Below are 25,044 nucleotides of genomic sequence, written 5' to 3'. Positions count from 1 at the left end.
TGTAACAGTTTCGGCCTCCCGCGCTCTGTTCATGCGGACGACCATGTCGGTCGTCCGCATGGACAGGGGCGGGGCACGTGCAACGGACGGACGAGAACGACAGAGCGTACGGCGAGGAGTCGTACGGCGACTCCCCACACGGTGACGTCGTCACCGTGCTGCCCCCGGACCACCCGGACCAGGACCCGGCGGAGAACGATCCGGCACGGCCCGTCTTCGTGGACGCCTCGGGCCGCCGCCAGCACCGCGTCCGGCGCGCCGCCCAACTGCTGGTGATCCCCGCCGCCTGCTATGTCGCCCTGCTCATCAGCTCGGTCCTGGGCGGCCCCACCATCAGCGCCCCGTTCGTCCCGCTGCCGGAGACCCCGCGCACGGCCACGCCCCACGCGACCGCCCCCGACGCCCCGTCCGGCGGCGACGGCCAGGCCGCGGGGAGCGCGAGTTCCGGGGAGGCGTACGACGGTTCCCGCCCCGCCGGCTCCCGTCCGGCCGCGCGCCGGGCGACCGCCTCCGCCTCGACGACCGCCACGGCGACCACCGGGCCCACCACGACACCGGCCGCCACCGCCTCCCCGACCACGCCCGCCACCACGACTCCCGGCGCCACCCCCACCACCACGCCTGCTTCCACCTCCGCCCCCGCCTCCACCCACTCCTCCAAGGGGCGCGCCGTCGGCTCGTCCCACCGGCCCGTGAAGTGATCCAGGGCCCTGACATGACCGACCGCCGAAGCCATACCGCTGCTCCGTTCCGCCTTCGTGGCCGTACCGGCCAGATCACCCCCCGCACGCACTGGCTGCTGCTCTGCGTGCTCGTGGTGACCCTGTCGGCGGCCCTGCTGCTGCAGGGCTACACCCACCACATGTTCGGGATCACGTCGGACGACGAGACCGGCCCCCGGGGCCGGAGCGATGCCGTGCCCACGCGGGTGACCGACGGCGGGCCGGTGATCGCGAACGCCGCCACCGCCCCGCACACCGCACGCCCGAAGGCCCGCACGATCGCCCTCACCTTCGACGACGGCCCGGACCTCACCTGGACACCGCGCATCCTCGACGTGCTGCGCCGCAACCACGTCCACGCGACCTTCTTCGTCGTCGGCACCGAGGTGGTGGACCACCCGGAGCTGGTCCGCCGGATCGTCGCCGACGGTCACCAGATCGGCATCCACACGTTCACCCACCCCGACCTGTCCCGCCTCGCCCCCTGGCAGCGCTCGCTGGAACTGCGCGAGACCCAGCTCGCGGTGGCCGGTGCGGCCGGGGTCACCACCGCGCTGCTGAGGCCGCCGTACTCCTCGGAGAACGACGCGCTGGACGACGCCGACTGGTCCGTCCTGAAGCAGGCGGGCGCGGCCGGGTACGTCACGGTGCTCTCCACCCAGGACGCCCAGGACTGGCAGCGGCCCGGTACGGAACGCGTCCTCGCGAACGCGACCCCGCACGGCACCGCCGGGCAGATCGTGCTGATGCACGACGCCGGCGGCGACCGCGCCCAGACCGTCGCCGCCCTGAACACCCTGATCCCCCGGCTGAAGGCCCGCGGCTTCCGGTTCGCGACGGTCGGCGCCGCCGTCGGCATGGCCGGACCGGTCCGGCCCGCGGGGCTGGGCGACCACCTCCAGGGGCTGGCCCTCATCGGGCTGCTGCGGGGCGGCGACCGGGCCGTGCGCGTGCTGGGCTGGCTGATGTACGCGGCCGGAGCGGTCAGCGTCCTGCGCGCGGCGGTCGTGCTCGTCGCCGCCCGCCGGCACCGGCGGCAGCGCAAGGGAGACCGGGCCGGATCCTGGGGGCCGCCGGTGACCGAACGGGTCAGCGTGATCGTCCCCGCGTACAACGAGAGCGCCGGGATCGAGGCGGCCGTACGCTCCCTGCTCGCCTCCGACCACCCCGTCGAGATCATCGTGGTGGACGACGGTTCCACCGACGGCACCGCCGACCTGGTGGAGTCCCTCGGTCTGCCGGGGGTACGGGTGATCCGGCAGCGGAACGCGGGCAAGCCCGCCGCGCTCAACACCGGCCTGGCCGCCGCCGGCTGTGACCTGGTGGTCATGGTCGACGGCGACACGGTCTTCGAGCCCGGCACCGTACGCACCCTCGTACAGCCCTTCGCCGACCCGCGCGTCGGAGCCGTCTCCGGCAACGCCAAGGTCGTCAACCGCGGTGGCCTGCTCGGCCGTTGGCAGCACATCGAGTACGTGGTCGGCTTCAACCTCGACCGTCGCCTCTTCGACCTCGCCGAATGCATGCCCACCGTGCCCGGCGCGGTCGGCGCCTTCCGCCGCCGGGCGCTGCTCGCCCTGGGCGGCGTCAGCGACGTCACCCTCGCCGAGGACACCGACCTCACCATGGCCCTGTGCCGGGCCGGCTGGCGTGTGGTCTACGAGGAGCGGGCGGTGGCCTGGACCGAGGCACCCGCCTCCCTGGACGCCCTGTGGCGGCAGCGGTACCGCTGGTGCTACGGCACCCTGCAGGCGATGTGGAAACACCGCGGCGCCCTGATCCAACGCGGCGCGGCCGGCAAGCTCGGCCGCCGCGGCCTGGGCTATCTCCTCCTCTTCCAGGTCCTGCTGCCCCTGCTCGCCCCCGTCGTCGACGTCTTCGCGGTCTACGGCCTGCTCTTCCTCGACCCGCTCCGGATCACGGCCCTGTGGCTCGCCTTCCTGCTCCTGCAACTGGTCATGGGCCTGTACGCGTTCCGCCTCGACAGGGAACGCCCCGGTCCGCTCTGGAGCCTGCCGCTGCAGCAGTTCGTCTACCGCCAGCTGATGTACCTGGTCGTCATCCAGTCCGTCTTCACCGCCGTCTCGGGCTCCCGACTGCGCTGGCAACGCATGGAGCGCTACGGCAGCCTTCCGGCCCCGGCGGCCGCCGAGAAGTGACGAGCAGGTGGATGGACAGCGCACTCTGGGTCCGCCATGCTGCCTTGGCGGTGGTCGATCAACGTCGGCCGCGGCACGTGAGGGGCGGGGGATGAGGGAACGATCGCGGGCCGAGGCCATGCCGTCGGCGGAGTGTGTCCGTTATCGGCTGACGCGGCTCCAACGCCTGCTGTCCGCGCTGCCCGCCGTCATCGTCACCGCCTTCCAGGCCCTGTTGTGGTTGAGCGGGGGATCATCCGGTCCCGTGCTCTTCACCCTGGCCATGTGGGCCGTCCTGCTGCCCGTGGTGCTGATCTTCCCGCGGCCCTTCGGAGTCACGCTCACCCCGTCGGCGGCCGTCGTGCGCAACCTCCGCCGCAGGACCATCCCCTGGTCGGACGTCCAGGCCGTCCGGATCGAGTCCCTTCTCGGCAGCCGCACCGTCGTGATCTACGAAGCGGGCGGCCGCGCCACCCGCCTGCGAGCACCCATCACCGGCTTCCTCAACTGGGACCGCGGCTTCGAGGACAAGTTCCACACCATCGGCCGCTGGTGGCTGGACCACCGCGGCCCGGCCTGGGTCCCCGTCCCGCCCCCGGCCATGTGGTGGCACGGCCCCCTGACCCCGGACGGGAACCCCTACGCCCCTCCGTCGTAGCCGAGGTCGAGGCGACCTCGCGGGCTCTGCCACACCCGTTGCCCGGGGTTGCCCCCCAACACGCCTTCCACGTGTTCGTCTTTCCTGCTCATGCCCCGCGCCAAGCGCTGAGCAGTTCCTCGGGGCCGTACACCGCCTGAAGGCCGGAACAGCCGACCCCGCTGCGGGAGACCGCCACAAGCGGTACGGGCTCGTCGGTGACCGCCGCCCGGTGCTTCTGCAATGCCGCCAGGTCGTGGCCGTCGAACGCGGAGTTCTCCAGCCACTTGACCGAGCCGAGGAAGAGCAACTGCTTGGCCACCGGCTGCCGGTCGGCGCCCACCAGGTCGATTTCGACGTCGTTGCTGCGAGTCCAGTACCCGCCGACCGCTGGGGCAGCGGGGAGGAGTCCGTCCGGCAGGAGACGGGCGAGGGACTCCCGCACCAGGGGTTCGATCGCGCGGCCGCGCCAGCTCGTCCACCGCTCCTGGATGCGGTTCAGTGTGAGATCTCCCCGCATCCGCTCGATCTCCGCCATGTGCGGATCCAGAAACGCGAGCCAGAAGCGCAGGTAGGGGTCGGCCACCCGGTAGCGGCGTTCCTTCGACGGCCGCAGTGAGAGGGGCAGCTCAGCGGCGACGACCCGTTTCTCGGTCAGGACGTCGGTGGCTCGGGTCAGTGTGGTGTGGGCGATACCGCCGGCCGCGCGCGCGATGTTGGTGAAGGTCCGTTCCCCGGAACCGATGGCGCGCAGCACCTCCCTGCTCATCGCCTGCGGTGGAAACTCCGCGGCCAGTGAGCGCTCGGCGGAGACCAGCAGCGCCGAGATCGGGTTGTCAAGGGAGGCGCGGAGAAAATCCCAGAGCCCCGCTCCGGCCCGCCACTCGGCGCAGATCAGGGGAAGCCCGCCAGTGATCAGAGCGGCGTCGAAGGCGGCCGCCGGAGGCAGATCGAGCATCTCGCCGATGTCGGCCGGGTTCAGCGGCCCCACGACCATTTCCCGGCCCCGCTGGTGAAAGGGACGGTCGTAGCTGTTCAGCGCCTCCATCATCGACAGATCGGACCCGACCAGGAGGAGAAGCACCGGTTTACGGCTGAGCAGCCGGTCCCATGCCCGCTGGAGCATGCCCTCGAAGGCGTCGATCCGGTCCATGAGATACGGAACCTCGTCGATGACCACCACGCTCGGGCTGTCGTCGGGAAGGATCTCCGCGAGCAGCCTCAAGGCCGCGTTCCACTGGGTCGGGGTCTCCTCGGAGAACAGTTCCCGCTCCGGCAGGGTGGATCTGGCGACGGCGTCGAGCAGTTCCGTCAGTTCGTCCTCGGCCGTGCCGCCCGCAGCGGTGAAGAAGAGGTACGGCGTCTCGGTGCGCCGGAGGAACTCCTCGACGAGGCTGGACTTGCCGACCCGCCGCCTTCCCCGCATGAGGACGCACTGCCCCGGCTTCGCCGACCCGACGGCATCGCGGACCGCCCCCAGGGCGTTGCCGAGCACGGTCAGCTCACGGTCCCGTCCGATGAAGCGACGCACGACGAGCCTCCCTCCGTAGATACTATCGGCAGAGATACTATCTGCGTCGCTACCATCCCTCCATCCGAGCCGGACGCGGGCCTCATAACGCCAGAGGGCCGGACCACTTTCGTGGTCCGGCCCTCTGGGCTGGCGGAGGATACGAGATTCGAACTCGTGAGGGGTTGCCCCCAACACGCTTTCCAAGCGTGCGCCCTAGGCCTCTAGGCGAATCCTCCGGTGGGAACATTACATGACCGAGAGGAGTGCTTGCGAACTCGTTCCCACCCCCTGACGTCGGGTACTCTGTGCAGAGCCCCTCACGCGGCGCTATCTGACTGAACTCCCCCAGGGCCGGAAGGCAGCAAGGGTAGGTTGGCTCTGGCGGGTGCGTGGGGGGCGCTTGCGTGTGCCGGGCCGTGCCGGGCGCGGGGGCTTCGGCGGGGTGGGTTGTCAGTGGGCGCCTATAACCTCGTATGCGTGTCGTCTCTCGCGCTGTACCGCCGCTATCGCCCGGAGTCGTTCGCCGAGGTCATCGGGCAGGAGCATGTCACCGACCCGCTGCAGCAGGCGCTGCGGAACAACCGGGTCAATCACGCGTACCTGTTCAGCGGCCCGCGTGGGTGTGGCAAGACGACCAGCGCGCGGATCCTGGCCCGGTGCCTGAACTGCGAGCAGGGGCCCACGCCGACCCCGTGCGGGGAGTGCCAGTCGTGCCAGGACCTGGCACGCAACGGGCCGGGCTCGATCGACGTGATCGAGATCGACGCGGCCTCTCACGGTGGTGTGGACGACGCCCGCGAGCTGCGCGAGAAGGCCTTCTTCGGCCCCGCCGGCAGCCGCTACAAGATCTACATCATCGACGAGGCCCACATGGTCACGTCGGCCGGCTTCAACGCGCTGCTCAAGGTCGTCGAGGAGCCCCCGGAGCACCTCAAGTTCATCTTCGCCACGACCGAGCCCGAGAAGGTCATCGGGACCATCCGGTCACGGACCCATCACTATCCCTTCCGGCTGGTGCCGCCTGGCACGCTGCGGGAGTACCTGGGCGAGGTGTGCGGGAAGGAGCAGATCCCCGTCGCGGACGGCGTGCTGCCGCTGGTGGTGCGCGCCGGTGCGGGGTCCGTGCGTGACTCCATGTCCGTCATGGACCAGCTCCTCGCCGGCGCGGGCGAGGAGGGTGTGACGTATGCCATGGCCACCTCTCTGCTCGGGTACACCGACGGGTCGCTGCTCGACTCCGTCGTCGAGGCCTTCGCGACCGGGGACGGCGCCGCCGCCTTCGAGGTCGTCGACCGCATCATCGAGGGCGGGAACGACCCGCGCCGGTTCGTGGCCGACCTGCTGGAGCGGCTGCGGGATCTCGTGATCCTCGCCGCCGTTCCGGACGCCGTGGAGAAGGGGCTGTTCGACGCCCCCGCCGACGTGCTGGAACGGATGCAGGCCCAGGCCGGCACCTTCGGCGCCGCCGAGCTCAGCCGCGCCGCCGACCTCGTCAACGCGGGGCTGACCGAGATGCGCGGCGCCACCTCTCCCCGGCTCCAGCTGGAGCTGATCTGCGCGCGCGTGCTGCTGCCTGCCGCCTACGGCGACGAGCGGTCCGTGATGGCCCGCCTCGACCGGCTGGAGCGGGGCGTCAACTTCTCGGGCGGGGGCGGTGCGCCCGCGATGGGGTACGTCCCCGGACCCGAGGCGCACATGGGCGCTCAGGCCGCGGCACCGGTCCAGGTGCCCCAGGGCGGCGGGATGGCGGCGGCCCGGGCGGCGGCACGAGGGGGAGCGGCGCCCGCACCGGCTCCGCACACCTCGCAGGCCCCGCAGACTCCGCCGGCCTCTCAGCAGCCGGCTCCGGCCGCGGCTCCGGCCCCCGTGCATCCCGCGCCGGCTCCTCCTCCGGCCCCCGCCCCCGCCGCACCGGCCACCCCGCCTCCGCCCGCGCCCACCGCCGCCGCTCCCGCCCCGGCGCCCGGCGCCTGGCCGACCGCGGCCCCCGCGGGTGGCGCGGCCCGTCGCCCCGGCGGCTGGCCCACGGCCGCGGCCCCGGGCGCCCCGGCGGCCCACCAGGCCTCAGCCCCGGCCCAGGCCCCCGCCCAGCCTCCGACCGGTGCCCCGGCGCCCGCCCCGGCCCCGGCCGCGGCGTCCGCGCCCCCGGCCGCTCCCGCCCCGGCGGCCGCCGCCCCCACCGGTGGCCTCGACCCCCGTGTGCTCTGGCCGAACATCCTGGAGGCGGTCAAGAACCGCCGCCGCTTCACCTGGATCCTGCTCAGCCAGAACGCCCAGGTCACCGGCTTCGACGGCACCACCCTCCAGCTCGGCTTCGTCAATGCCGGCGCCCGCGACAACTTCGGCGGCAGCGGCAGCGAGGACGTGCTGCGGCAGGCGCTGACCGAGCAGTTCGGCGTGCAGTGGCGGATCGAAGCGGTCGTCGACCCGACGGGCGGCGGCCAGGCCCCGGCCGGTGGCGGGTACGGCGGTGGCCAGCCCGGCGCCGTCGGCGGTTACGGCGCGCCTGCGGCGTCCTCCGGCTACGGCGGCTCCGCCCCGGCGGCTCCGGCCCACCCGGCACCCGCGCAGCCCGCCCCGGCGGCGGCCCCGTCCCCCCAGGGCCGCCCGTCGCCCGCCCCGGCACCGGCGACGCAGGCCCCGCGGCCCGCGGCCCCCGAACCGCCCCCGGTGTCCCCCGAGGACGACATCCCCGAGGAGGACGACCCCGACCTCGACGAGTCGGCCCTCTCCGGCCACGAACTGATCGTGAAGGAGCTGGGGGCGACGGTCGTGGAGGAGATCCAGAACGAGTGACGGCGCCCCGGGGCGGCGCCCCTGGCGGACCGGGCGCTCCCGCACTCCGCCCCCTTGGAGGAACCTCCAGTCGGCCCGCCCGGCTACGCTGACCCCCGTGAAGGTCCTCGTCATCGGCAGCGGCGCCCGCGAACACGCCCTGTGCCGCTCTCTGTCCCTCGATTCCGACGTCACCGCGCTGTACTGCGCCCCCGGCAACGCCGGCATCGCCGAGGTGGCCGAGCTGCGCCAGGTCGACGCCCTGGACGGCGCGGCCGTGGCCGGGCTGGCCACGGAACTCGGCGCCGACCTGGTGGTCGTCGGCCCGGAGGCCCCGCTCGTCGTCGGCGTCTCCGACGCCGTCCGCGCCGCCGGCATCCCGGTCTTCGGCCCCTCCGGGGAAGCCGCGCGGATCGAGGGGTCCAAGGCGTTCGCCAAGGACGTGATGGCGGGGGCCGGCGTGCCCACCGCCCGTTCGTACGTCTGCACGAACGCCGAAGAGGTCGCCGAGGCCCTCGACGCCTTCGGTGCGCCGTACGTCGTCAAGGACGACGGGCTCGCGGCGGGCAAGGGCGTCGTCGTCACCGACGACCTCGACGCCGCCAAGGCGCATGCCGCCGGGTGCGAGCGCGTGGTCATCGAGGAGTTCCTCGACGGCCCCGAGGTCTCCCTCTTCGCGATCACCGACGGTGTGACGGTCCTCCCGCTCCAGCCCGCCCAGGACTTCAAGCGCGCCCTGGACGGCGACGAGGGGCCGAACACCGGTGGCATGGGCGCCTACTCCCCGCTGCCCTGGGCCGACCCCAAGCTCGTCGACGAGGTCCTGGAGACCGTTCTCCAGCCCACCGTCGACGAGATGCGGCGCCGTGGCACCCCGTTCTCCGGTCTGCTCTACGCCGGTCTCGCCATCACCTCGCGCGGGGTGCGGGTCATCGAGTTCAACGCCCGCTTCGGCGACCCGGAGACCCAGGTGGTGCTCGCCCGCCTGAAGACCCCGCTGGCCGGCGTCCTGCTCGCCGCCGCGAACGGCACCCTCGACGACCTGCCGCCGCTGCGCTGGCGCGAGGACGCCGCGGTCACCGTGGTCGTCGCCTCCCACAACTACCCCGGCACCCCGCGCACCGGCGACCCCATCACCGGCCTCGACGCGGTGGCCGCCGAGGACGCCCCGCACGCCTACGTGCTGCACGCGGGGACGAAGCGGGACGGCGACGCGGTCGTCAGCGCGGGCGGCCGCGTCCTCTCCGTCACGGCGACCGGCAAGGACCTCACCCAGGCCCGCGAGCGGGCGTACACGGCGGTGGAGCGCATCGGTCTCGACGGCTCCCAGCACCGTACGGACATCGCGGCGAAGGCGGCGGCCGAGGCCTGAGCACCGGCGAGAACCCTTTCATCCGCTTCAGTTCCTGATCAGGCCCCGGATTTCGAAATCCGGGGCCTGATCGTTGCTGTCTGTCGATCACCTCTGACCAAAGCCATTCCATCGAGTGACCGATGCCCCATCCGGCTGACGGGGGCCGAGGCCCCAACTAGGGTGCGGCGCAAGCGTTCCGGCACTTGGCCCACCGGCATTGCGATGTCAGTGAGGGGTGCCACAGTGGGGGAGTGAGCAACAGCCAGGACGGCGCCAGGACAGCAGGGAGGGGGTGAGGTCCGGACGTGACCAGTACCGGTATCGGTGCGGAGGCGGGAGCGCAGGCAGCGCGTACCCGCGCCCTCGCCGTGCTGCGCATCCGCGGCCGGGCGCTGGCCGTGGCCCTGCTGCCCGCGGCGGCTGCGGTGATCCTGCTGACCGGCGGTTCCACCGGCCATTTCGTCGGCCGGGGCTGGGACGCGGCCCGCTGGGCCGTCGGCTCCCTCGCCGTGTTCGTGCTGCTGGCCGCCGCCGCCGTCGCCCTGGTAGTCGCCCGTGCCCGCCCGGCCGTGAGCCCCACGGTCCCGATCGCGGAGGCGTCCGCGCCGGACCTGTACCGGATGGTGCGCGACCTCGCCGACCGCCTGGACGTCCCGGCGCCCTCCGCGATAGCGCTCACCCCGGACTGCGACAGCTGGCTGGAGGACCGCACCCACCCGGCCCACGGCCCGCCCGCGCCCAAGGCCGGCGACGAGCTGGGCACCCCCGGCTCGCACCGCCGCGTCCCGGCCGCGCCCGTCCTGGTCATCGGCTCCCCGTTCCTGTGGTGGATGCGGGTCGGCGAGCTCCGCGCGGTCCTCGCCCCGGTCGTCGCGGGTACGGGACCCTCGGCGCACCCGGACATAGCGGCCGCCCGGCGCTTCGTCCGGGGGCTCGACGCGGCCGTGGCGGTCGCCTCGACGTCCGCCCGATGTCGGGGGACCCGGGTGCTGTGCGCGGGCATCGGCTGGGTGGCGCGGCTGCTGCTGCGCGGCTGCCGGGAGCACGCGGCGCTGATGGAGCGCGGGGTCGCCGCCGCGGCCGCCGAGCGTGCACAGGCTGTGGACTACGGACTGCGGATCGTCGCCCAGGAGCAGGTCGGTCTCGCCTACGCCGGCTGGGACCGGCTCCTCACCCGGGTCGCGCTGCCCGCCTGGCGGATGGGCCGCTGGCCCTCCCGGCTGGACGCGGGCGTGGTCGCGGCGCTCACCGAGCTGTCCCGGCGCGACCGGCTGGCCGAGGGCTTCGCCTCCCGGCTGGGCGAGCGGCCCGCCTGCGACCTGCTGGAGGAGCCGGGCCTGGTGGACGAGGCCGCCTCGCTGCTGGCCGCCCGTCTCTTCCACGGCGGCCCCGCCGGGCCGGGCCCGGACTGGTCGCCGGTGGACTGGCAGGAGTACCCGGACGAGGTCGTCGACCGGACCTGGCGCACCGAAGCGGCCCGTCTGCACCGCGTCCTCGACTCCCTGGGCGTCCGCGCCACCCTCGACCCGGCCGCCCCCGACCCCGGCGGCCCCACCCTGGCCCGCGTCCTGGACCACCTGACCGACCCGACGGCCCGGAGCAGGGGCGCGGAACCCCCGGCCTACGCCGAGGACACCGAGGGCGACGAGGACACCGGCGAGGCCAGCGGCACCGAATGCAGCGCCGCCCTCGCCGCCGGCCTCACCGCGGCCCTCGCCCGCGAGGAGGCCGCGACAGCCGGCGCCGCCCATGCCAACGCCGCCGACGCCACCGGTGGCAGCACCTCGCGCTCCGGCTCGGCGGCGGCACCCGCGGGCCAGGGCCCCGACCGCGCCCTCTGGGACGACGGCTCGCTGCCGCTCTTCCCGCTCCAGCCCCCGCGCACCGCCCGCGAGCTGCTCGCCGACCACGTCAAGGCGATGGTGTGCTGCGCGGCCATGGACACCGCCGGAGCCACCCCCGGCCTGGACTGGCTCGACGGCCCGTCCCTGCTGGTCGACGGCGAGCGGGCCGCCGACCTGACGCCCAGAGTCCTCAGTCTCGTCGAGGAGGGAGACCCGGCCCCGCTGCGGGCCTGGCTGGTCGAGTCCGGGATACGTCCCGAGAAGCCGGTACGGCTGGTCTGACCTGGGCGTTTCGACGCTTTAGCGGAGCAAACTGTTCCACTTCAGGCAAATTCGCAACGAACCGTGACCGTACGCGTGCGTTATGTGATGTGCTGGGACCGTTCGCGGATGTGGCAAGCGCATCCGACATAGGACGTCCGACATAAGACAAGCGCCACAGTCACTCCACCGCACGGACAGCGCACGCACGGCCGTATCAACCGCCCGCACGCACATCGACTCGTCACAGCACACCTCACGGGGGCACGAGGGAGGGGAGCCACCATGGCATCGGACCACATCCGCCGCTGGGAGTCGGGAGCACTCGCGCACGCCGTCACGGACCCCTTCGGCCTGGGGCCGGTCCCCTGGCTGCGCGGCAGCGAGACCTATTTCGACGACACCGGTCACGTCGTCCCGTGGTACGTGGACCCGAGCAGGCCACAGCCCACCGGCGAGAACCCGCGGATCCCGGCACCCCGCAGTGCCGGCGGGCCGCGCTCCGCGGACGACGTGCACCGCCAGATCAAAGGATTCACCTCGACCGGCGCGGTCGGCCCCGGTGACGCCGTCGACTTCCACATCACGGTCGACCCGCCGCAGGAGTTCAGCGTCGACATCTACCGCATCGGCCACTACGGCGGTGACGGCGCCGCCAAGATCACCACCAGCCCCCGGCTGTCCGGCATCGTCCAGCCCCCGCCGCTGGCCGCCGACCGTACGGTCTCCTGCCACCACTGGTGGCTGTCCTGGCGGCTGCAGATCCCGTCGTACTGGAGCATCGGCGCGTATGTCGCCGTCCTCACCACAGCGGACGGCTACCGCTCCCACGTGCCCTTCACGATCCGCGACAACCACCCGGCGGATCTGCTGCTCCTGCTGCCGGACATCACCTGGCAGGCGTACAACCTCTACCCGGAGGACGGCCGCACCGGCGCCAGCCTCTACCACGCCTGGGACGAGAAGGGCCGGCTGCTCGGCGAGGCCGACGCCGCGACCACCGTCTCCTTCGACCGGCCGTACGCGGGCGCCGGCCTGCCCCTGCACGTCGGGCACGCCTATGACTTCATCCGCTGGGCCGAGCGCTACGGCTACGACCTCGCCTACGCCGACGCCCGCGACCTGCACGCCGGCCGGGTCGACCCGACCCGCTACCGGGGCCTGGTCTTCCCGGGCCACGACGAGTACTGGTCCCCGCAGATGCGCCGCACGGTCGAGCTGGCCCGGGACAGCGGTACGTCACTCGTCTTCCTCTCCGCCAACACCATGTACTGGCAGGTGGAGCTGGGGCCCTCGCCGTCCGGGGTCGCCGACCGCCTGCTGACCTGCCGAAAACGCAGGGGCCCGGGCAAACCCGTGCTCTGGCGTGAGATCGACCGGCCCGAACAGCAGACGGTCGGCATCCAGTACGCGGGCCGGGTGCCCGAGCCGTCCCCGCTGATCGTGCGCAACGCGGGCCACTGGCTCTGGGAGGCCACCGGCGCGCACGAGGGCGACGAACTGCCGGGCCTGGTGGCCGGCGAGGCCGACCGCTACTTCCCGCGCACCGCGCTCCCCGAGCACGAGGAGCGCATGCTGCTCGCCCACTCCCCCTACACCGACAACGACGGCGTCCTGCGCCACCAGGAGACCTCCCTCTACCGCGCCCCCTCCGGCGCCCTGGTCTTCGCCTCCGGCACCTTCGCCTGGTCCCCGGCGCTGGACCGCCCCGGCCATGTCGACCCCCGCGTCCAGCGCGCCACCGCCAATCTCCTGGACCGCATCTGCAAACACGACTGATCCGCACAGGTGTCCGCGCGGCCCCGCTGTCCGTGCGCAACCAGGCATACGGGAGAATCGAGGGCACCTGTACAGAACCACGGGGAGGAACCGTGTCCGGATTCGTCGAAAAGCCCGAGCCCGTGGAGGTGCCGGGGCTGGTGCATCTGCACACCGGCAAGGTGCGCGAGCTGTACCAGAACGCGGCCGGGGACCTCGTGATGGTCGCCAGCGACCGCCTGTCCGCCTACGACTGGGTGCTGCCGACCGAGATCCCCGACAAGGGCCGGGTGCTGACCCAGCTCTCCCTGTGGTGGTTCGACAAGCTCGCCGACCTGGCCCCCAACCACGTCATCAGCACCGAGCTGCCCGAGGGCGCCCCCGCCGACTGGGCGGGCCGCACCCTGATCTGCAAGTCCCTGAAGATGCTCCCGGTGGAGTGCGTGGCCCGCGGCTACCTCACCGGCTCCGGCCTCGCCGAGTACCAGGAGTCCCGCACGGTCTGCGGCCTCGCCCTCCCCGAGGGCCTGGTCGACGGCTCCGAGCTGCCCGCCCCGATCTTCACCCCGGCCACCAAGGCCGAGGTCGGCGAGCACGACGAGAACGTGTCGTACGAGGAGGTCGCCCGTCAGGTCGGCGCCGAGACGGCCGCCCAGCTGCGCCAGGCCACCCTCGCGGTGTACGGCCGGGCCCGGGGCATCGCCCGGGACCGGGGGATCATCCTGGCCGACACCAAGTTCGAGTTCGGCTTCGAGAACGACACCCTCGTGCTCGCCGACGAGGTCCTCACCCCGGACTCGTCCCGCTTCTGGCCGGCCGACGAGTGGCAGCCGGGCCGCGCCCAGCCGTCGTTCGACAAGCAGTTCGTGCGCGACTGGCTGACCTCGGCCGAGTCCGGCTGGGACCGGAAGAGCGAGCAGCCCCCGCCGGCCCTGCCGGAGCAGGTGGTCGAGGCGACCCGCGCGAAGTACATCGAGGCGTACGAGCGCCTGACGGGCCAGAGCTGGAGCTGACGGCATGAAAAAGACCCCGGTCCAGTGGACCGGGGTCTTGTCCCGAGCGGACGACGAGGCTCGAACTCGCGACCTCAACCTTGGCAAGGTTGCGCTCTACCAACTGAGCTACGTCCGCATGCGCCGTGGCGCGAGAGCAACTATACCCAACCTCGCTCCCGTGCGAGACGCACTGCCGCATGACGGTTCTCCGCACCGAGTTTGGTGACGGCGGAGGAGAGGTAGTTCCGCACGGTCCCCGGCGACAGCGCGGCCCGCTCGGCGATCTCCGCGACCGGTGCCCCGTCGGCCGCCAGCTCCAGCACCTCGGCCTCCCGAGCGGTCAGCGGCGAGTCCCCGGCGGAGATCGCGTCGGCGGCCAACTCCGGGTCGATGTACCGGTTTCCCGCGTGCACGGTCCGGATGATCTCGGCGAGCCGCTGTGCACTGACCGTCTTCGGGACGAACCCCCGCACACCCGCCGCGAGCGCCCGCTTGAGATGCCCGGGCCGGCCGTGACCGGTCACGATCAGCACCCGGCAGCCGGGCAGTTCGGTCCGCAGCGATGTGGCGACCTTCACACCGTCGGCCCCCGGCATCTGCAGATCCAGCACCGCCACATCGGGCCGGTGGGCCCGTGCCATCGCGAGCGCCTCCGGCCCGCTCGCCGCCTCCGCGACCACGACCAGATCGTCCTCGAGGCCGAGCAGCGCGGCCAGCGCACCCCGGATCAGATGCTCGTCGTCGGCGAGCAACAGCCGTACCGCGGACGTCATGAGGTGACTCCGCTCACACTCGTATCGGCGGTGCGGCCGGACAGCGGCACCGAGGCCACCACCCGGAACCCGTCGGACCCCACCGGCCCGGCCTCCAGCGTCCCGTCCACGACCGCCAGCCGCTCCCGCAGCCCGGCGAGCCCGGAGCCCCCGCCCCCGCCCGCGTCTCTCGGCCGTACCGCCACCCCGTCGTTCTCCACCGTCAGCACCACGCACCCCTCCCGTATCCGCAGCCCCACCGCACACCGCCCCGCGTCCCCGTGCCGCAGCACATTGGTGGTCGCCTCCCGTACCACCCAGCCGAGCGCCGACTGCACCTCGGCGGGCAGCCCGTCGGCCGAGCCGGTCACCTCGCAGTCGATGCCCGCCGCCGCCAACACCCCCTGCGCACCGGCGAGTTCGGCCCCCAGGTCGGCCTCCCGGTAGCCCCGTACGACATCCCGTACCTCCCGCTGGGACTCCTGCGCGATCCGCTGCACCTCGACCATCTGCTCGACGGCCTCGGGCCGTTCGCGGCGGGCCAGCTGGACCGCCAGTTCGCTCTTGAGGGCGATCACGGCGAGGTTCCGGCCGAGGACGTCGTGCAGATCGCGGCCGAACCGCAGCCGTTCCTCGGCGACGGCGAGCCGGGCGCGGGTCTCGCGGGCCTCGTCGAGTTCGTAGACGGCGTTCAGCAGCCAGACGGAGAAGACCGAGGTGCCGGCGACGAAGGCACCGCCGAGGAACACCGCGAACCCGGTGGCCAGGGCGGTCGCCCCGGGATAGCCGAGCGCGAAGGAGACCGCCCCGGCCCCGCACGCGAAGCCCGCGACGAGCGACAGCACCCGCTTGCGGTGGCGCACGCCGAGCGCCAGGGTCCCGGTGCCGAAGGCGAGCACCCCGGTGAAGACGCTGCTGCCGGCCGCGTCCATGTCCGGCCCCGAGCCGTGCTTGCGCAGCACGAGGGCGACGACGGCGATGACGTACGTCGCCGCGCCGAGCGCCCACAGCAGCCGCACCGGCTGTGCCCGGCGGCCGCGCGTCCAGTCCAGTGCCCGCGAGGCGGTCAGCGCGCAGAGCAGCGCGTGGCCGATCACCAGCGCGGCCAGCAGCCCCGCGGCCCCGGCCCCGGCCAGCGCGAACACCGGCAGTCCGATCGCGGCGACCTCGACCACCGCGAAGAAGTGGAACGACCAGCGTGTGTACGTCTCGACCTTGGCGGGAGTGGTCTTCCCCCGCCACCAGGCCCCTGCCCCGCTCATCCCGGTCCCGTCCTTCGTGCTCGGCGGTTCTCGGCGGTTCCGGCGGTTCTCAGCGCCGGGGTTCCCAGCGGAACCACCGCCGTACAGCAAACACCGCGACCACGGTCCAGGCCAGCGCGGTGAGGACGGTGCCGAGCGCCTCGTACCCGCTCAGCTCTCCGGTCCAGCCCGCGCGGACCAGGCGGACGGCCGGGGAGAGCGGGAGGAAGGCGCAGACCGCGGCGATCCGGTCGGGCAGGATGTCCAGGGGGACGGCGATGCCCGAGCCCATCATGGACACGAGGACCAGGGGCACCGCGGTGACCTGGGCGCTCTCGGTGGTCCGGGTGACGGCGGAGGTGAGCGCGGCGAGCGCGGCGCTGAGCACAAGGCCGGACAGCAGCCCGAGCAGGGTGAGGTACGGCGCCCTGGGCGCGCCCGCGTCGAGCAGGACCGCGCAGGCGGTGGCCAGCAGCAGTGCCTGCGCCAGGCCGAGACAGACGGCGGGCAGCGCGGTGCCGGTGAGGATCTCCAGGTCGTCGAGTTCGCCGGTGCGCAGCCGCTTGAGGACGAGTTCCTCGCGGCGGGACACGAAGGCGCCGACCAGCGAGCTGTAGACGGCGAAGAGGAAGGCGAAGCCGATCGCGGCGGTCAGCGTCATGGTGCCGATGCTGAGCCCGATCCCCTTGAGGTCGATCTGTTCGGTCGCGGGCCGCACGGTGAACGGCAGGACGAGCGGCATGAGCAGTGCGGTGAGCACGGCGCCGCGATTGCGGCCGAACAGGGTGAGTTCCGCCCGCGCCAGCGCCCGCAGCCGCCGCCAGGAGGGTGCGAGGGCGCGTGGACGTGTGCCCGCGTCGGCCGTCGCCGCCAGGCTGATCTCCTGACCGTTCATACGGCCGCCTCCTTCTCCCGCTCCCGCGCGATGCCCAGGAACGCCTCCTCCAGGGAGGCCGACCGGATGTCCAGGCCGTGCAGTTCCACCCGTGCCGCCTCGGCCCAGACCAGCAGTCCGGTGGCCGCGCGCTGCAACTCCCGGGTGCGCAGCCGTACGACGTCCCCGTCCACCTCGTGTCCGGACACGCCGAGCGGGCCGAGCGGCGGCAGGTCGCCCAGGAAGTAGCCGTGGGGCAGCCGGAAGGAGATCCGGGAGGGCTGGGCGGCGGTCACCTCGGCCGGTGTGCCGGTCGCCGCGATACGCCCCTCGTGCAGGATGGCGAGCCGGTCGGCGAGGTCCTCGGCCTCCTCCAGGTAGTGGGTGGTGAGCAGGACGGTCGTACCGGCGTCGCGCAGGTTCCGCACCAACTCCCAGGTGCTGTGGCGCCCTTCGGCGTCGAGTCCGGTGGTCGGCTCGTCCAGGAACAGCACCTCGGGCCGTCCGAGCAGGGCGAGCGCCAGGTCGAGGCGGCGCCGCTCGCCGCCGGAGAGCTGCTTGACCCGTACGTCCGTCTTGCCGGCGAGTCCGACCAGGGCGAGCGCCTCGGCCGTGGGGCGGGCATGCGTCGTACAGCCGGCCCACATCCGTGCCGTCTCGCCGACGGTCAGCTCGGAGGGGAAGCCGCCCTCCTGGAGCATCACGCCGGTGCGCGGGCGTACGGCGGACCGCTCCCGGTGCGGATCGTGGCCCAGTACCCGGACCCGGCCGCCGTCCGGCGGTGCGAGTCCTTCGAGGAGTTCGACCGTGGAGGTCTTTCCGGCGCCGTTGGTGCCCAGCAGGGCGAAGATCTCGGCCCGTGCCACGGAGAAGGTGATTCCGCGGACCGCTTCGAACCCGCCCCCGTACACACGCCGGAGATCTGTGACCTCAATCACGTGTTCGTGTTCGTTGTCTTCCATGGGATCAGCGTCCCGGCGTCCGGGGCCCGGCAGCAGTGCGCGGTGTCATCGCTCGCCATGACAAATGTCAGTGGGGCGCTCAGGTCCGGGGACACGAAAAAACCCCAGTGCTATGACTGGGGTTTCTCCTGTGAGCTGGAGCGGACGACGAGGCTCGAACTCGCGACCTCAACCTTGGCAAGGTTGCGCTCTACCAACTGAGCTACGTCCGCACTGCTCCCGACCGGCTCCCACCGATCGGTGCGAGCACCAGCCTACCTGATCCACAAGCATGCTCAGGACGGCGGTGCAGAGCGGGTGACAGGAATTGCACACTGCGCCTTCCCCCTGGAAGGGGGATGTTCTACTACTGAACTACACCCGCATGTAGTCCGTGGGTTTCGGCCTTTCGGCCTTGCCCCTCGGCGTGCTCCAGACATTAGCTGATCAGCAGGGGGGTTGCGCAAGTCGGCTGCCCCCTGGGGCCGGTGACGGTCCCTGAGGGCAGCCGGGGCCGCGTCTCACTGCGCGGCGCTGAACGCCTCGTACACCTTCTTCGGGATGCGGCCGCGGGCCGGGACATCCATCTTGTTGGCCTGTGCCCAGGCGCGGACGGCCGCCGGGTCGGGGGCGACCTCCGTCTGCTTGTACGCCTTGCCCGACTTCGACCGCTTGCGGCCGGCCGCGAGGTACGGCTCCAGAGCCTTACGCAGTTTCTTGGCGTTGGCTTGATTCAGATCGATCTCGTACGACTTGCCGTCGAGTCCGAAGGCGATCGTTTCCGCCGCTTCCGAGCCGTCGATGTCGTCAAAGAGAGTGACCACGACCTTCTGCGCCACGAATATCGGTCCCTTCGTGTGGCACGCCTATACAGCTCAAGGGCGATGACGTGCCGAGTATCGGCTATTGCCAATTCATTTGTACAGTGCCTGGCAATACAAAGTGAAGCCCGACTAAATCCGTCCGCGTGTCCCCAGCGCAATAGATGTCGTGGGCGAACCCGGGGAACTTTCCCAGAACTTTTCGTGTGGATCCGCCACTGTCACCCGATCGTGATGCGCCTCACGTAGTTTCCTACAACTCTACCCGCGTAGAAATTTTGTGCGGGTAGTCTGAAGGAACCAGCTCAGCACCACACACCGGGAGTGCCAGTGGCACGCGTCGTAGTCGACGTCATGCTCAAGCCGGAGATCCTCGACCCCCAGGGCCAGGCGGTCCAGCGTGCGCTGCCGCGCCTGGGTTTCGAAGGGATCTCCGACGTACGTCAGGGAAAGCGATTCGAACTGGAAGTTGACGGGCCGGTCGACGAGGCCGCACTCGCCCGCATCCACGAGCTCGCGGAATCCTTCCTCGCCAACACCGTGATCGAGGACTTCACGGTTCGTGTCGATGAAGTCGCGGAGGCGGCGAAGTGACCGCTCGTATTGGCGTCGTCACTTTCCCGGGGAGTCTGGACGACCGGGACACCCAGCGCGCGATCCGACTCGCGGGTGCCGAACCGGTGGCCCTCTGGCACAAGGACAAGGACCTCCACCAGGTCGACGCGGTGGTCCTCCCGGGTGGTTTCTCCTATGGCGACTATCTGCGGGCCGGCGCGATCTCCCGCTTCTCGCCGGTGATGGAGACGGTCATCGAGCAGGCGAAGGCCGGCCTTCCGGTCCTCGGTATCTGCAACGGTTTCCAGGTCCTCACCGAGGCACATCTGCTCCCGGGCGCGATGCTCGGCAACAACCACCTCCACTTCATCTGCCGCGACCAGAAACTGCGGGTGGAGAACGCGGACACGGCCTGGACGGCCGACTACCGCGAGGGCCAGGAGATCTTCATCCCCCTGAAGAACATGGACGGCCGGTACGTCGCCGACGAGTACACGCTCGACCAGCTGGAGGCCGAGGGCCGCGTCGCCTTCCGGTACGTGGACTTCAATCCGAACGGCTCGCTGCGCGACATCGCCGGCATCACCAACGAGGCCGGGAACGTCGTCGGCCTGATGCCGCATCCCGAGCACGCCGTCGAGCCGCTGATCGGCACCGGCCGCACGGACGGCCTCCCCTTCTTCACCTCGATCCTCAAGAAGCTGGTCAACGCATGAGCCGGACGCCTCTGGACACGGTCGAGCACGCGGCCGCGACCCCCGACGTCGAGCTGCCCTGGGCCGAACTCGGTCTGAAGAAGGACGAGTACGAGCGGGTGGTGGAGATCCTCGGCCGCCGCCCGACCGGCGCCGAGCTCGCCATGTACTCGGTCATGTGGTCCGAGCACTGCTCGTACAAGTCCTCCAAGGTCCACCTCCGCCAGTTCGGCGAGAAGGCGCCCCAGTCGGACGCCCTGCTCGTCGGCATCGGCGAGAACGCGGGCGTCGTGGACGTCGGCCAGGGCTACGCGGTCACCTTCAAGGTCGAGTCGCACAACCACCCGTCGTACGTGGAGCCCTACCAGGGCGCGGCCACGGGCGTCGGCGGCATCGTGCGCGACATCATCGCGATGGGCGCGCGGCCGGTGGCCGTGGTCGACCCGCTGCGCTTCGGCGCGGCCGACCACCCCGACACCAAGCGCGTGCTGCCGGGCGTCGTCGCCGGCATCGGCGGCTACGGCAACTGCCTGGGCCTGCCCAACATCGGCGGCGAGGTCGTCTTCGACGCCTGCTACCAGGGCAACCCGCTGGTCAACGCCGGTGCCATCGGCGTCATGCGGCACGAGGACATCCACCTCGCCAAGGCCTCCGGCGCGGGCAACCAGGTCATCCTGTACGGCGCCCGGACGGGCGGCGACGGCATCGGCGGCGCGTCGATCCTCGCCTCCGAGACCTTCGACGACGCCAAGCCCTCCAAGCGCCCCGCGGTCCAGGTCGGCGACCCCTTCCAGGAGAAGCTCCTCATCGAGTGCACCCTGGAGGCCTTCCGGGAGAAGCTCGTCGTCGGCATCCAGGACCTCGGCGCGGCCGGCCTGTCCTGCGCCACCTCCGAGCTGGCCTCGAACGGCTCCGGCGGCATGACCGTCACCCTGGACGACGTCCCGCTGCGCGACTCCACGCTCTCGCCCGAGGAAATCCTCATGAGCGAGTCGCAGGAACGCATGTGCGCGGTGGTCGAGCCGGCCAAGGTCGCCCGCTTCCTGGAGATCTGCGAGAAGTGGGACGTCATCGCCACCGTCATCGGTGAGGTGACCGACGGCGACCGCCTGGAGATCTTCTGGCACGGCGGGAAGATCGTCGACGTCGACCCGCGCACGGTCGCGCACGACGGCCCGGTCTACGAGCGCCCCTACGCCCGCCCGTCCTGGCAGGACGCCCTCCAGGCGGACGACGCGAACAAGCTGCCGCGCCCGGCGACGGCGGAGGAGCTCAGGCAGCAGGTCCTCCAGCTGGTCGGCTCCCCGAACCAGGCCTCCAAGAAGTGGATCACCTCGCAGTACGACCACTTCGTGCAGGGCAACACGGTGCTGGCCCAGCCCGAGGACTCGGGCATGATCCGCATCGACGAGTCCACGGGCCTCGGCGTCGCCATCGCCACCGACGGCAACGGCCGGTACGCCAAGCTCGACCCGTACGCGGGCGCCCAGCTGGCCCTCTCGGAGGCGTACCGCAACGTCGCCACCACCGGCGCCAAGCCGCTCGCCGTCTCCGACTGCCTGAACTTCGGCTCGCCCGAGGACCCGGCGGTGATGTGGCAGTTCGCGGAGGCCATCCGCGGTCTCGCCGACGCCTGCCAGCAGCTCGGCACCCCGGTGACCGGCGGCAACGTCTCCCTCTACAACCAGACGGGCGAGGTGGCCATCCACCCCACCCCGGTGGTCGCGGTCCTCGGCGTCATCGACGACGTCGCCCGCCGTACGCCGGTCGCCTTCCAGGAGGAGGGGCAGCTGCTCTACCTCCTCGGCGACACGCGTGAGGAGTTCGGCGGCTCGGCCTGGTCCCAGGTCGTCCACGACCACCTCGGCGGCCTGCCGCCGAAGGTCGACCTGGAGCGCGAGCGCCTCCTCGCCGAGATCCTGATCTCCGCCTCCCGCGACGGCATGATCGACTCCGCGCACGACCTCTCCGACGGCGGCCTCATCCAGGCGGTCGTGGAGTCGGCCCTGCTCGGTGGCAAGGGCGCGCGTCTGGTCGTCCCCGACGGCCTCGACGCCTTCACCTTCCTCCTCTCCGAGTCGGCGGGCCGCGCAGTCGTCGCCGTACCGCGCTCCGAGGAGCTCCGCTTCAACGACATGTGCGGCGCCCGCGGCCTGCCGGTCACCCGCATCGGTGTCGTCGACGGAGACGCCGTGGAGATCCAGGGCGAGTTCACCCTCCCCCTCTCCGAACTCCGCGAGGCCCACGAGGGCACGATCGAGGCCCTACTGGCGTAGCCCCGTCCGTACGACGAAGCCCCTCGCCCGCCTGGGCGGGGGGCTTCTCGGCTCAGCGCACGTAGTTCTTGAGGATCTCCGTGTCGAGCTCGATGCCCATCGGGTCGGGGAGGGCGACCGTCTCGCCGAACTTCGAGGTGCGGATGTCGCGGTAGCCGCCGACCCGCCGGTCCGGATTGCTGTGCACCATGACCGTGCACGAGTCCCGGTCGATCAGGACGTACAGAGGGATTCCTGCCTGGCCGTACGCCGTCGGCTTCTCGTGCCGGTCCCGTCGGTCGGTGTCCGAGTCGTACGAGGTGACCTGTACGACCATGAGCGCCCCGTCCGGGGCCGCCCATTCACCGTGTCCCGCGAAGTGGGCCTCCGGCGCGAGCACCGCGTCCGGTTTCGCCCTGCCTTCTCGACAGGCCTCCACCCGGAGCCCTCGGCCGTAGTACAGGTCCAGGTCCGGCCTGGCCCGCATACAGCGCCGGGCCAGCCAGGACACGATGGTGCTGTGGTCCCCGTCCGCCACCTTCTTGACTCCGATCCGTCCGTTGACGAACTCCAACGTGACGGTCTCGGGAGCGGCGGCGGCGATCGTTTCGAACTCCTCCACCGACATCTGAGACCTGCGCTCGGCCATAGCCGTCATGCTGCACCCCCCTTCCAGGCAAAGGCCAGTGTCGCCAGGTCCCGGTGGCGCGGGGCGGATTCGGCCGGTGATCACACGCACGGGTGATCACGCGGGTACGGCCGCCCGGGCTCCCGCTCTCGGCAGCCGCACCGCCACCAGCACGCACAGGGCCATCAGGCCGGCCGCGCAGAGGAAGACCGTGTCGGTCGCGGAGACGTAGGAGTCCCGGCCGGCGGCTGTTGCCGTCACGCGGGGTGTGCCGTAGAGGCGGGTGATGATCGTGCCGAAGAGGGCCGCGCCCAGGGCCGTGCCGAGGGTCTGGAAGAAGCGGATGGACGTGGTGGCGACGCCCAGCTGGTGGGGCGGGGCCGCCTCCTGCACCAGCTGGATGAGCTGGCCGAGGAGCTGGCCGAAGCCGACGCCCATCACCAGGAGCTCGGCACGCAGCAGCCAGAGCGAGGTGTCGGTGCCCGTGGTGGCAAGGAGCAGGAAGCCCGCGCAGGAGACCGCCGCGCCGCCGATCACGAACGTCCGCTCCGACCAGCCGCGTTCGGCCAGTCTGCTCGCGACGACGCCGGTCACGCTCATGCCGAGGGCGAGCGGGAGCAGGAACAGCCCGGCCGAGGAGCTGGGCACGTTCCGGACGATCTGGACGTACAGCAGGACGTAGTAGATCGCGCCCGTCATCGCCGCGCCCATCAGGCCCTGGACGACGAAGCCCCAGCGCAGTTCGGGGACGCGGAACATGGAGAGCGGGAGGATCGGTTCGGGGGCGGTGCGCTGCCGGCGCAGGAAGAGGACCAGGGCCGCGACGCAGACCGCGAGCAGGCCGGCGATCTCCGGGGAGGACCACGCGTACTTCTTGCCGCCCCATTCGGTGAGCAGCAGGAGCGCGGTGGAGAAGAGGGCGGCGAGGGCCGCGCCCGGGTAGTCGATCAGTCGTTTCACCGGGTGCCGGGGGAGCCTGATGACCACCGCGCCGACCGTCAGCACCAGCAGGCCCAGCGGCAGGTTGACGTAGAAGACCCAGCGCCAGTCGGCGTGGTCGGAGAGCAGTCCGCCGACCCAGGGGCCGAGGGCCATGCCCCCGCCGGCGACGACCCCGCCCATCCCGGCGCCCCCGCTCTTCTGCCGCGGCCCCTGGAGCTCGGCGAGCACCACCATCGTCACGCTCATCAGCCCGCCCGCGCCCACCCCCTGCACCGCCCGGGCCGCGATCAGCTCCCCGATCGACTGGGCCGCGCCGCACAGCGTCGAGCCGGCCAGGAAGGTGGCGACCGCGCCGAGCAGGACGCGCTTGGCGCCCAGTACGTCGCACAGCTTTCCGTACAGCGGGAGCACGGCGGCCGCCGCGAGCGCGTATGCGCTGACCAGCCACGGGATCCTGTCGATGCCGTGCTCGGGGTCCAGGTCCCGGACGATCGGGACGGTCGCCGCGGACACGATCTGCATGTCGAGGACGGCCAGCACGATCGTCGCAAGACAGACAAGCATGCCTATTTTTCGCTGGGTCTCGGTCATGGCAGTACCATGCCCGACGAATGTGTACTCGGTCAATATTTCATCCGAGATTAAATTTAGGCCCGGCTTAAACTTCGTCTTGGTACGGTTCTGTCATGTCTGACGGCATGGGGCTGCGCGAGCGCAAGAAGCAGCAGACGGCGAGCCGGATCTTCCACACCGCGATCGCCCTCTTCGCCGAGCGCGGGTTCGACGCCGTCTCCGTGCAGGAGATCGCCGACGCGGCCGAGGTCTCCAAGATGACCGTCTTCAACTACTTCGGAAGCAAAGAGGACCTGGTCTTCGCCCCCGTGGAGGAGCACTTCGGCGACGCGTTCCGCGCGGTGCGGGAGCGGCGGTCCGGGGAGTCCGCGGTGGACGCCGTACGACGGCAGTTCCTGGAGATGGTCGAGAACCGCGACCCCTCGATCGGCCTGCACGCCGATCCCATCTCCCACCAGCTGCGCAGACTCGTCGTGGAGACGCCCGCCCTGATGGAGCGCGCCTTCCTCGCCATGCAGAAGGGCGCCCGGGAGATGGCCGCGCTGCTGGGCGAGGAGACCGGGGACCTGATGCTCGGCACCGTCGCCGCCGCCATGCTGAGCTCCGCCCGCAACGCCCTGGTCGAGGAGCACCACCGCCGTCAGGCCGAGGGCGAGGACATCGAGCGCATCGTCGCCGACGCCCCGGAGCGGGTCAGGGCCGCCTTCGGCCTGGTGGAAACGGGACTGCGGGGATACGCCGTGAAGGAGTAGCGCCCCCTCTTCGGACGC

General features: G+C 71.8%; 20 protein-coding genes, 4 tRNA genes and 1 other RNA gene. 13 read left to right on the top strand and 12 right to left on the bottom strand.

Annotated features, from left to right (window positions below; all coding sequences use genetic code 11):
- Window positions 1-77: 77 nt before the first annotated feature.
- The 3 genes from ACIPSJ_RS16350 (at window position 78) to ACIPSJ_RS16340 (ending at window position 3,518) form a co-directional block, all read left to right on the top strand.
- Entirely contained in the window at window positions 78-701 is a 624-nt protein-coding gene (locus ACIPSJ_RS16350; protein ID WP_401346355.1) for a hypothetical protein, read from the top strand.
- Between the two features lie 14 nt (window positions 702-715).
- Entirely contained in the window at window positions 716-2,881 is a 2,166-nt protein-coding gene (locus tag ACIPSJ_RS16345; protein WP_401346354.1) for a bifunctional polysaccharide deacetylase/glycosyltransferase family 2 protein, read from the top strand.
- 91 nt (window positions 2,882-2,972) lie between these two features.
- A complete protein-coding gene (locus ACIPSJ_RS16340) occupies window positions 2,973-3,518 on the top strand; it encodes a hypothetical protein (protein WP_401346353.1) in 546 nt (181 codons plus the stop codon).
- Window positions 3,519-3,606: 88 nt separating this feature from the next.
- On the opposite strand, the gene ACIPSJ_RS16335 is transcribed toward ACIPSJ_RS16340, so the two are convergent.
- Window positions 3,607-5,028: an ATP-binding protein gene (locus ACIPSJ_RS16335; RefSeq protein WP_401346351.1), complete on the bottom strand. Its 1,422-nt coding sequence runs from the start codon at window positions 5,026-5,028 to the stop codon at window positions 3,607-3,609.
- Between the two features lie 130 nt (window positions 5,029-5,158).
- A tRNA-Ser gene (locus tag ACIPSJ_RS16330) sits at window positions 5,159-5,246 on the bottom strand.
- A 73-nt stretch (window positions 5,247-5,319) separates the two neighbouring features.
- Between ACIPSJ_RS16330 and ffs the strand changes: the two genes are divergently transcribed.
- The 6 genes from ffs (at window position 5,320) to ACIPSJ_RS16300 (ending at window position 14,015) form a co-directional block, all read left to right on the top strand.
- Window positions 5,320-5,414, top strand: an RNA gene (gene ffs / locus ACIPSJ_RS16325) — signal recognition particle sRNA small type.
- A 73-nt stretch (window positions 5,415-5,487) separates the two neighbouring features.
- On the top strand, window positions 5,488-7,806 hold the full coding sequence (locus ACIPSJ_RS16320) for a DNA polymerase III subunit gamma and tau (RefSeq protein WP_401346350.1): 2,319 nt from the start codon (window positions 5,488-5,490) through the stop codon (window positions 7,804-7,806).
- Between the two features lie 97 nt (window positions 7,807-7,903).
- Window positions 7,904-9,157: a phosphoribosylamine--glycine ligase gene (purD, locus tag ACIPSJ_RS16315; RefSeq protein ID WP_401346347.1), complete on the top strand. Its 1,254-nt coding sequence runs from the start codon at window positions 7,904-7,906 to the stop codon at window positions 9,155-9,157.
- Window positions 9,158-9,444: 287 nt separating this feature from the next.
- Complete coding sequence (locus ACIPSJ_RS16310; RefSeq protein WP_401346345.1) at window positions 9,445-11,265, top strand: hypothetical protein; 1,821 nt, start codon at window positions 9,445-9,447, stop codon at window positions 11,263-11,265.
- A gap of 264 nt (window positions 11,266-11,529) precedes the next feature.
- Entirely contained in the window at window positions 11,530-13,023 is a 1,494-nt protein-coding gene (locus ACIPSJ_RS16305; RefSeq protein WP_359211817.1) for a N,N-dimethylformamidase beta subunit family domain-containing protein, read from the top strand.
- 92 nt (window positions 13,024-13,115) lie between these two features.
- Complete coding sequence (locus tag ACIPSJ_RS16300) at window positions 13,116-14,015, top strand: phosphoribosylaminoimidazolesuccinocarboxamide synthase (RefSeq protein WP_401346344.1); 900 nt, start codon at window positions 13,116-13,118, stop codon at window positions 14,013-14,015.
- Between the two features lie 45 nt (window positions 14,016-14,060).
- Here the strand turns inward: ACIPSJ_RS16300 and ACIPSJ_RS16295 are convergent.
- The 8 genes from ACIPSJ_RS16295 to ACIPSJ_RS16260 form a co-directional block, all read right to left on the bottom strand.
- Window positions 14,061-14,133, bottom strand: a tRNA-Gly gene (locus ACIPSJ_RS16295).
- Between the two features lie 22 nt (window positions 14,134-14,155).
- Window positions 14,156-14,770 (bottom strand): response regulator, encoded by a 615-nt coding sequence (locus tag ACIPSJ_RS16290; RefSeq protein WP_401346343.1) that lies wholly within the window; start codon window positions 14,768-14,770, stop codon window positions 14,156-14,158.
- Entirely contained in the window at window positions 14,767-16,011 is a 1,245-nt protein-coding gene (locus ACIPSJ_RS16285; protein WP_401346342.1) for a sensor histidine kinase, read from the bottom strand. Before ACIPSJ_RS16285 ends, ACIPSJ_RS16290 begins: the two co-directional genes overlap by 4 nt.
- A gap of 49 nt (window positions 16,012-16,060) precedes the next feature.
- The gene (locus tag ACIPSJ_RS16280; RefSeq protein ID WP_401346340.1) at window positions 16,061-16,885 is read right to left on the bottom strand and encodes an ABC transporter permease; all 825 of its coding nucleotides are present in this window, start codon (window positions 16,883-16,885) and stop codon (window positions 16,061-16,063) included.
- The gene (locus ACIPSJ_RS16275) at window positions 16,882-17,826 is read right to left on the bottom strand and encodes an ABC transporter ATP-binding protein (protein ID WP_359211805.1); all 945 of its coding nucleotides are present in this window, start codon (window positions 17,824-17,826) and stop codon (window positions 16,882-16,884) included. The genes ACIPSJ_RS16280 and ACIPSJ_RS16275 overlap by 4 nt, the downstream gene beginning before the upstream one ends.
- Before the next feature lie 136 nt (window positions 17,827-17,962).
- A tRNA-Gly gene (locus tag ACIPSJ_RS16270) sits at window positions 17,963-18,038 on the bottom strand.
- An 80-nt stretch (window positions 18,039-18,118) separates the two neighbouring features.
- Window positions 18,119-18,190 (bottom strand) — tRNA-Gly (locus ACIPSJ_RS16265).
- Between the two features lie 136 nt (window positions 18,191-18,326).
- Window positions 18,327-18,644, bottom strand: a complete 318-nt coding sequence (locus ACIPSJ_RS16260) for an Lsr2 family protein (RefSeq protein WP_355713692.1) — start codon at window positions 18,642-18,644, stop codon at window positions 18,327-18,329.
- 312 nt (window positions 18,645-18,956) lie between these two features.
- Between ACIPSJ_RS16260 and purS the strand changes: the two genes are divergently transcribed.
- Genes purS through purL form a run of 3 tightly spaced genes read left to right on the top strand, consistent with a single transcriptional unit; the run spans window position 18,957 to window position 22,152 of the window.
- Complete coding sequence (purS, locus tag ACIPSJ_RS16255) at window positions 18,957-19,220, top strand: phosphoribosylformylglycinamidine synthase subunit PurS (RefSeq protein WP_355713694.1); 264 nt, start codon at window positions 18,957-18,959, stop codon at window positions 19,218-19,220.
- Window positions 19,217-19,897: a phosphoribosylformylglycinamidine synthase subunit PurQ gene (gene purQ, locus ACIPSJ_RS16250; RefSeq protein WP_355713697.1), complete on the top strand. Its 681-nt coding sequence runs from the start codon at window positions 19,217-19,219 to the stop codon at window positions 19,895-19,897. The genes purS and purQ overlap by 4 nt, the downstream gene beginning before the upstream one ends.
- Entirely contained in the window at window positions 19,894-22,152 is a 2,259-nt protein-coding gene (purL, locus tag ACIPSJ_RS16245) for a phosphoribosylformylglycinamidine synthase subunit PurL (protein ID WP_359211800.1), read from the top strand. Before purQ ends, purL begins: the two co-directional genes overlap by 4 nt.
- Before the next feature lie 52 nt (window positions 22,153-22,204).
- Here the strand turns inward: purL and ACIPSJ_RS16240 are convergent, their stop codons facing one another.
- Window positions 22,205-22,789 (bottom strand): Uma2 family endonuclease, encoded by a 585-nt coding sequence (locus tag ACIPSJ_RS16240; RefSeq protein ID WP_401346337.1) that lies wholly within the window; start codon window positions 22,787-22,789, stop codon window positions 22,205-22,207.
- 87 nt (window positions 22,790-22,876) lie between these two features.
- A complete protein-coding gene (locus ACIPSJ_RS16235; protein WP_401346336.1) occupies window positions 22,877-24,292 on the bottom strand; it encodes an MFS transporter in 1,416 nt (471 codons plus the stop codon).
- Between the two features lie 95 nt (window positions 24,293-24,387).
- Between ACIPSJ_RS16235 and ACIPSJ_RS16230 the strand changes: the two genes are divergently transcribed.
- Window positions 24,388-25,026: a TetR/AcrR family transcriptional regulator gene (locus ACIPSJ_RS16230; RefSeq protein ID WP_401346334.1), complete on the top strand. Its 639-nt coding sequence runs from the start codon at window positions 24,388-24,390 to the stop codon at window positions 25,024-25,026.
- The last annotated feature ends 18 nt before the right edge of the window (window positions 25,027-25,044 follow it).

Origin of the sequence: Streptomyces sp. NPDC090088 (assembly GCF_044747345.1) — a bacterium.
Taxonomy (GTDB): Bacteria; Actinomycetota; Actinomycetes; order Streptomycetales; family Streptomycetaceae; genus Streptomyces.
The sequence above is the reverse complement of the archived record's forward strand: the minus strand, read 5'-3'. Positions and strand labels throughout refer to the sequence as shown.

Excerpts from the sequence above, each read along its gene's own strand:
- ACIPSJ_RS16345 (WP_401346354.1), top strand. The coding sequence starts at position 716 with ATGACCGACCGCCGAAGCCATACCGCTGCTCCGTTCCGCCTTCGTGGC.
- ACIPSJ_RS16340 (WP_401346353.1), top strand. The coding sequence starts at position 2,973 with ATGAGGGAACGATCGCGGGCCGAGGCCATGCCGTCGGCGGAGTGTGTC.
- ACIPSJ_RS16305 (WP_359211817.1), top strand. The coding sequence starts at position 11,530 with ATGGCATCGGACCACATCCGCCGCTGGGAGTCGGGAGCACTCGCGCAC.
- ACIPSJ_RS16290 (WP_401346343.1), bottom strand. The coding sequence starts at position 14,770 with ATGACGTCCGCGGTACGGCTGTTGCTCGCCGACGACGAGCATCTGATC.
- ACIPSJ_RS16285 (WP_401346342.1), bottom strand. The coding sequence starts at position 16,011 with ATGAGCGGGGCAGGGGCCTGGTGGCGGGGGAAGACCACTCCCGCCAAG.
- ACIPSJ_RS16280 (WP_401346340.1), bottom strand. The coding sequence starts at position 16,885 with ATGAACGGTCAGGAGATCAGCCTGGCGGCGACGGCCGACGCGGGCACA.
- ACIPSJ_RS16275 (WP_359211805.1), bottom strand. The coding sequence starts at position 17,826 with ATGGAAGACAACGAACACGAACACGTGATTGAGGTCACAGATCTCCGG.
- purL (WP_359211800.1), top strand. The coding sequence starts at position 19,894 with ATGAGCCGGACGCCTCTGGACACGGTCGAGCACGCGGCCGCGACCCCC.
- ACIPSJ_RS16240 (WP_401346337.1), bottom strand. The coding sequence starts at position 22,789 with ATGACGGCTATGGCCGAGCGCAGGTCTCAGATGTCGGTGGAGGAGTTC.
- ACIPSJ_RS16235 (WP_401346336.1), bottom strand. The coding sequence starts at position 24,292 with ATGACCGAGACCCAGCGAAAAATAGGCATGCTTGTCTGTCTTGCGACG.
- ACIPSJ_RS16230 (WP_401346334.1), top strand. The coding sequence starts at position 24,388 with ATGTCTGACGGCATGGGGCTGCGCGAGCGCAAGAAGCAGCAGACGGCG.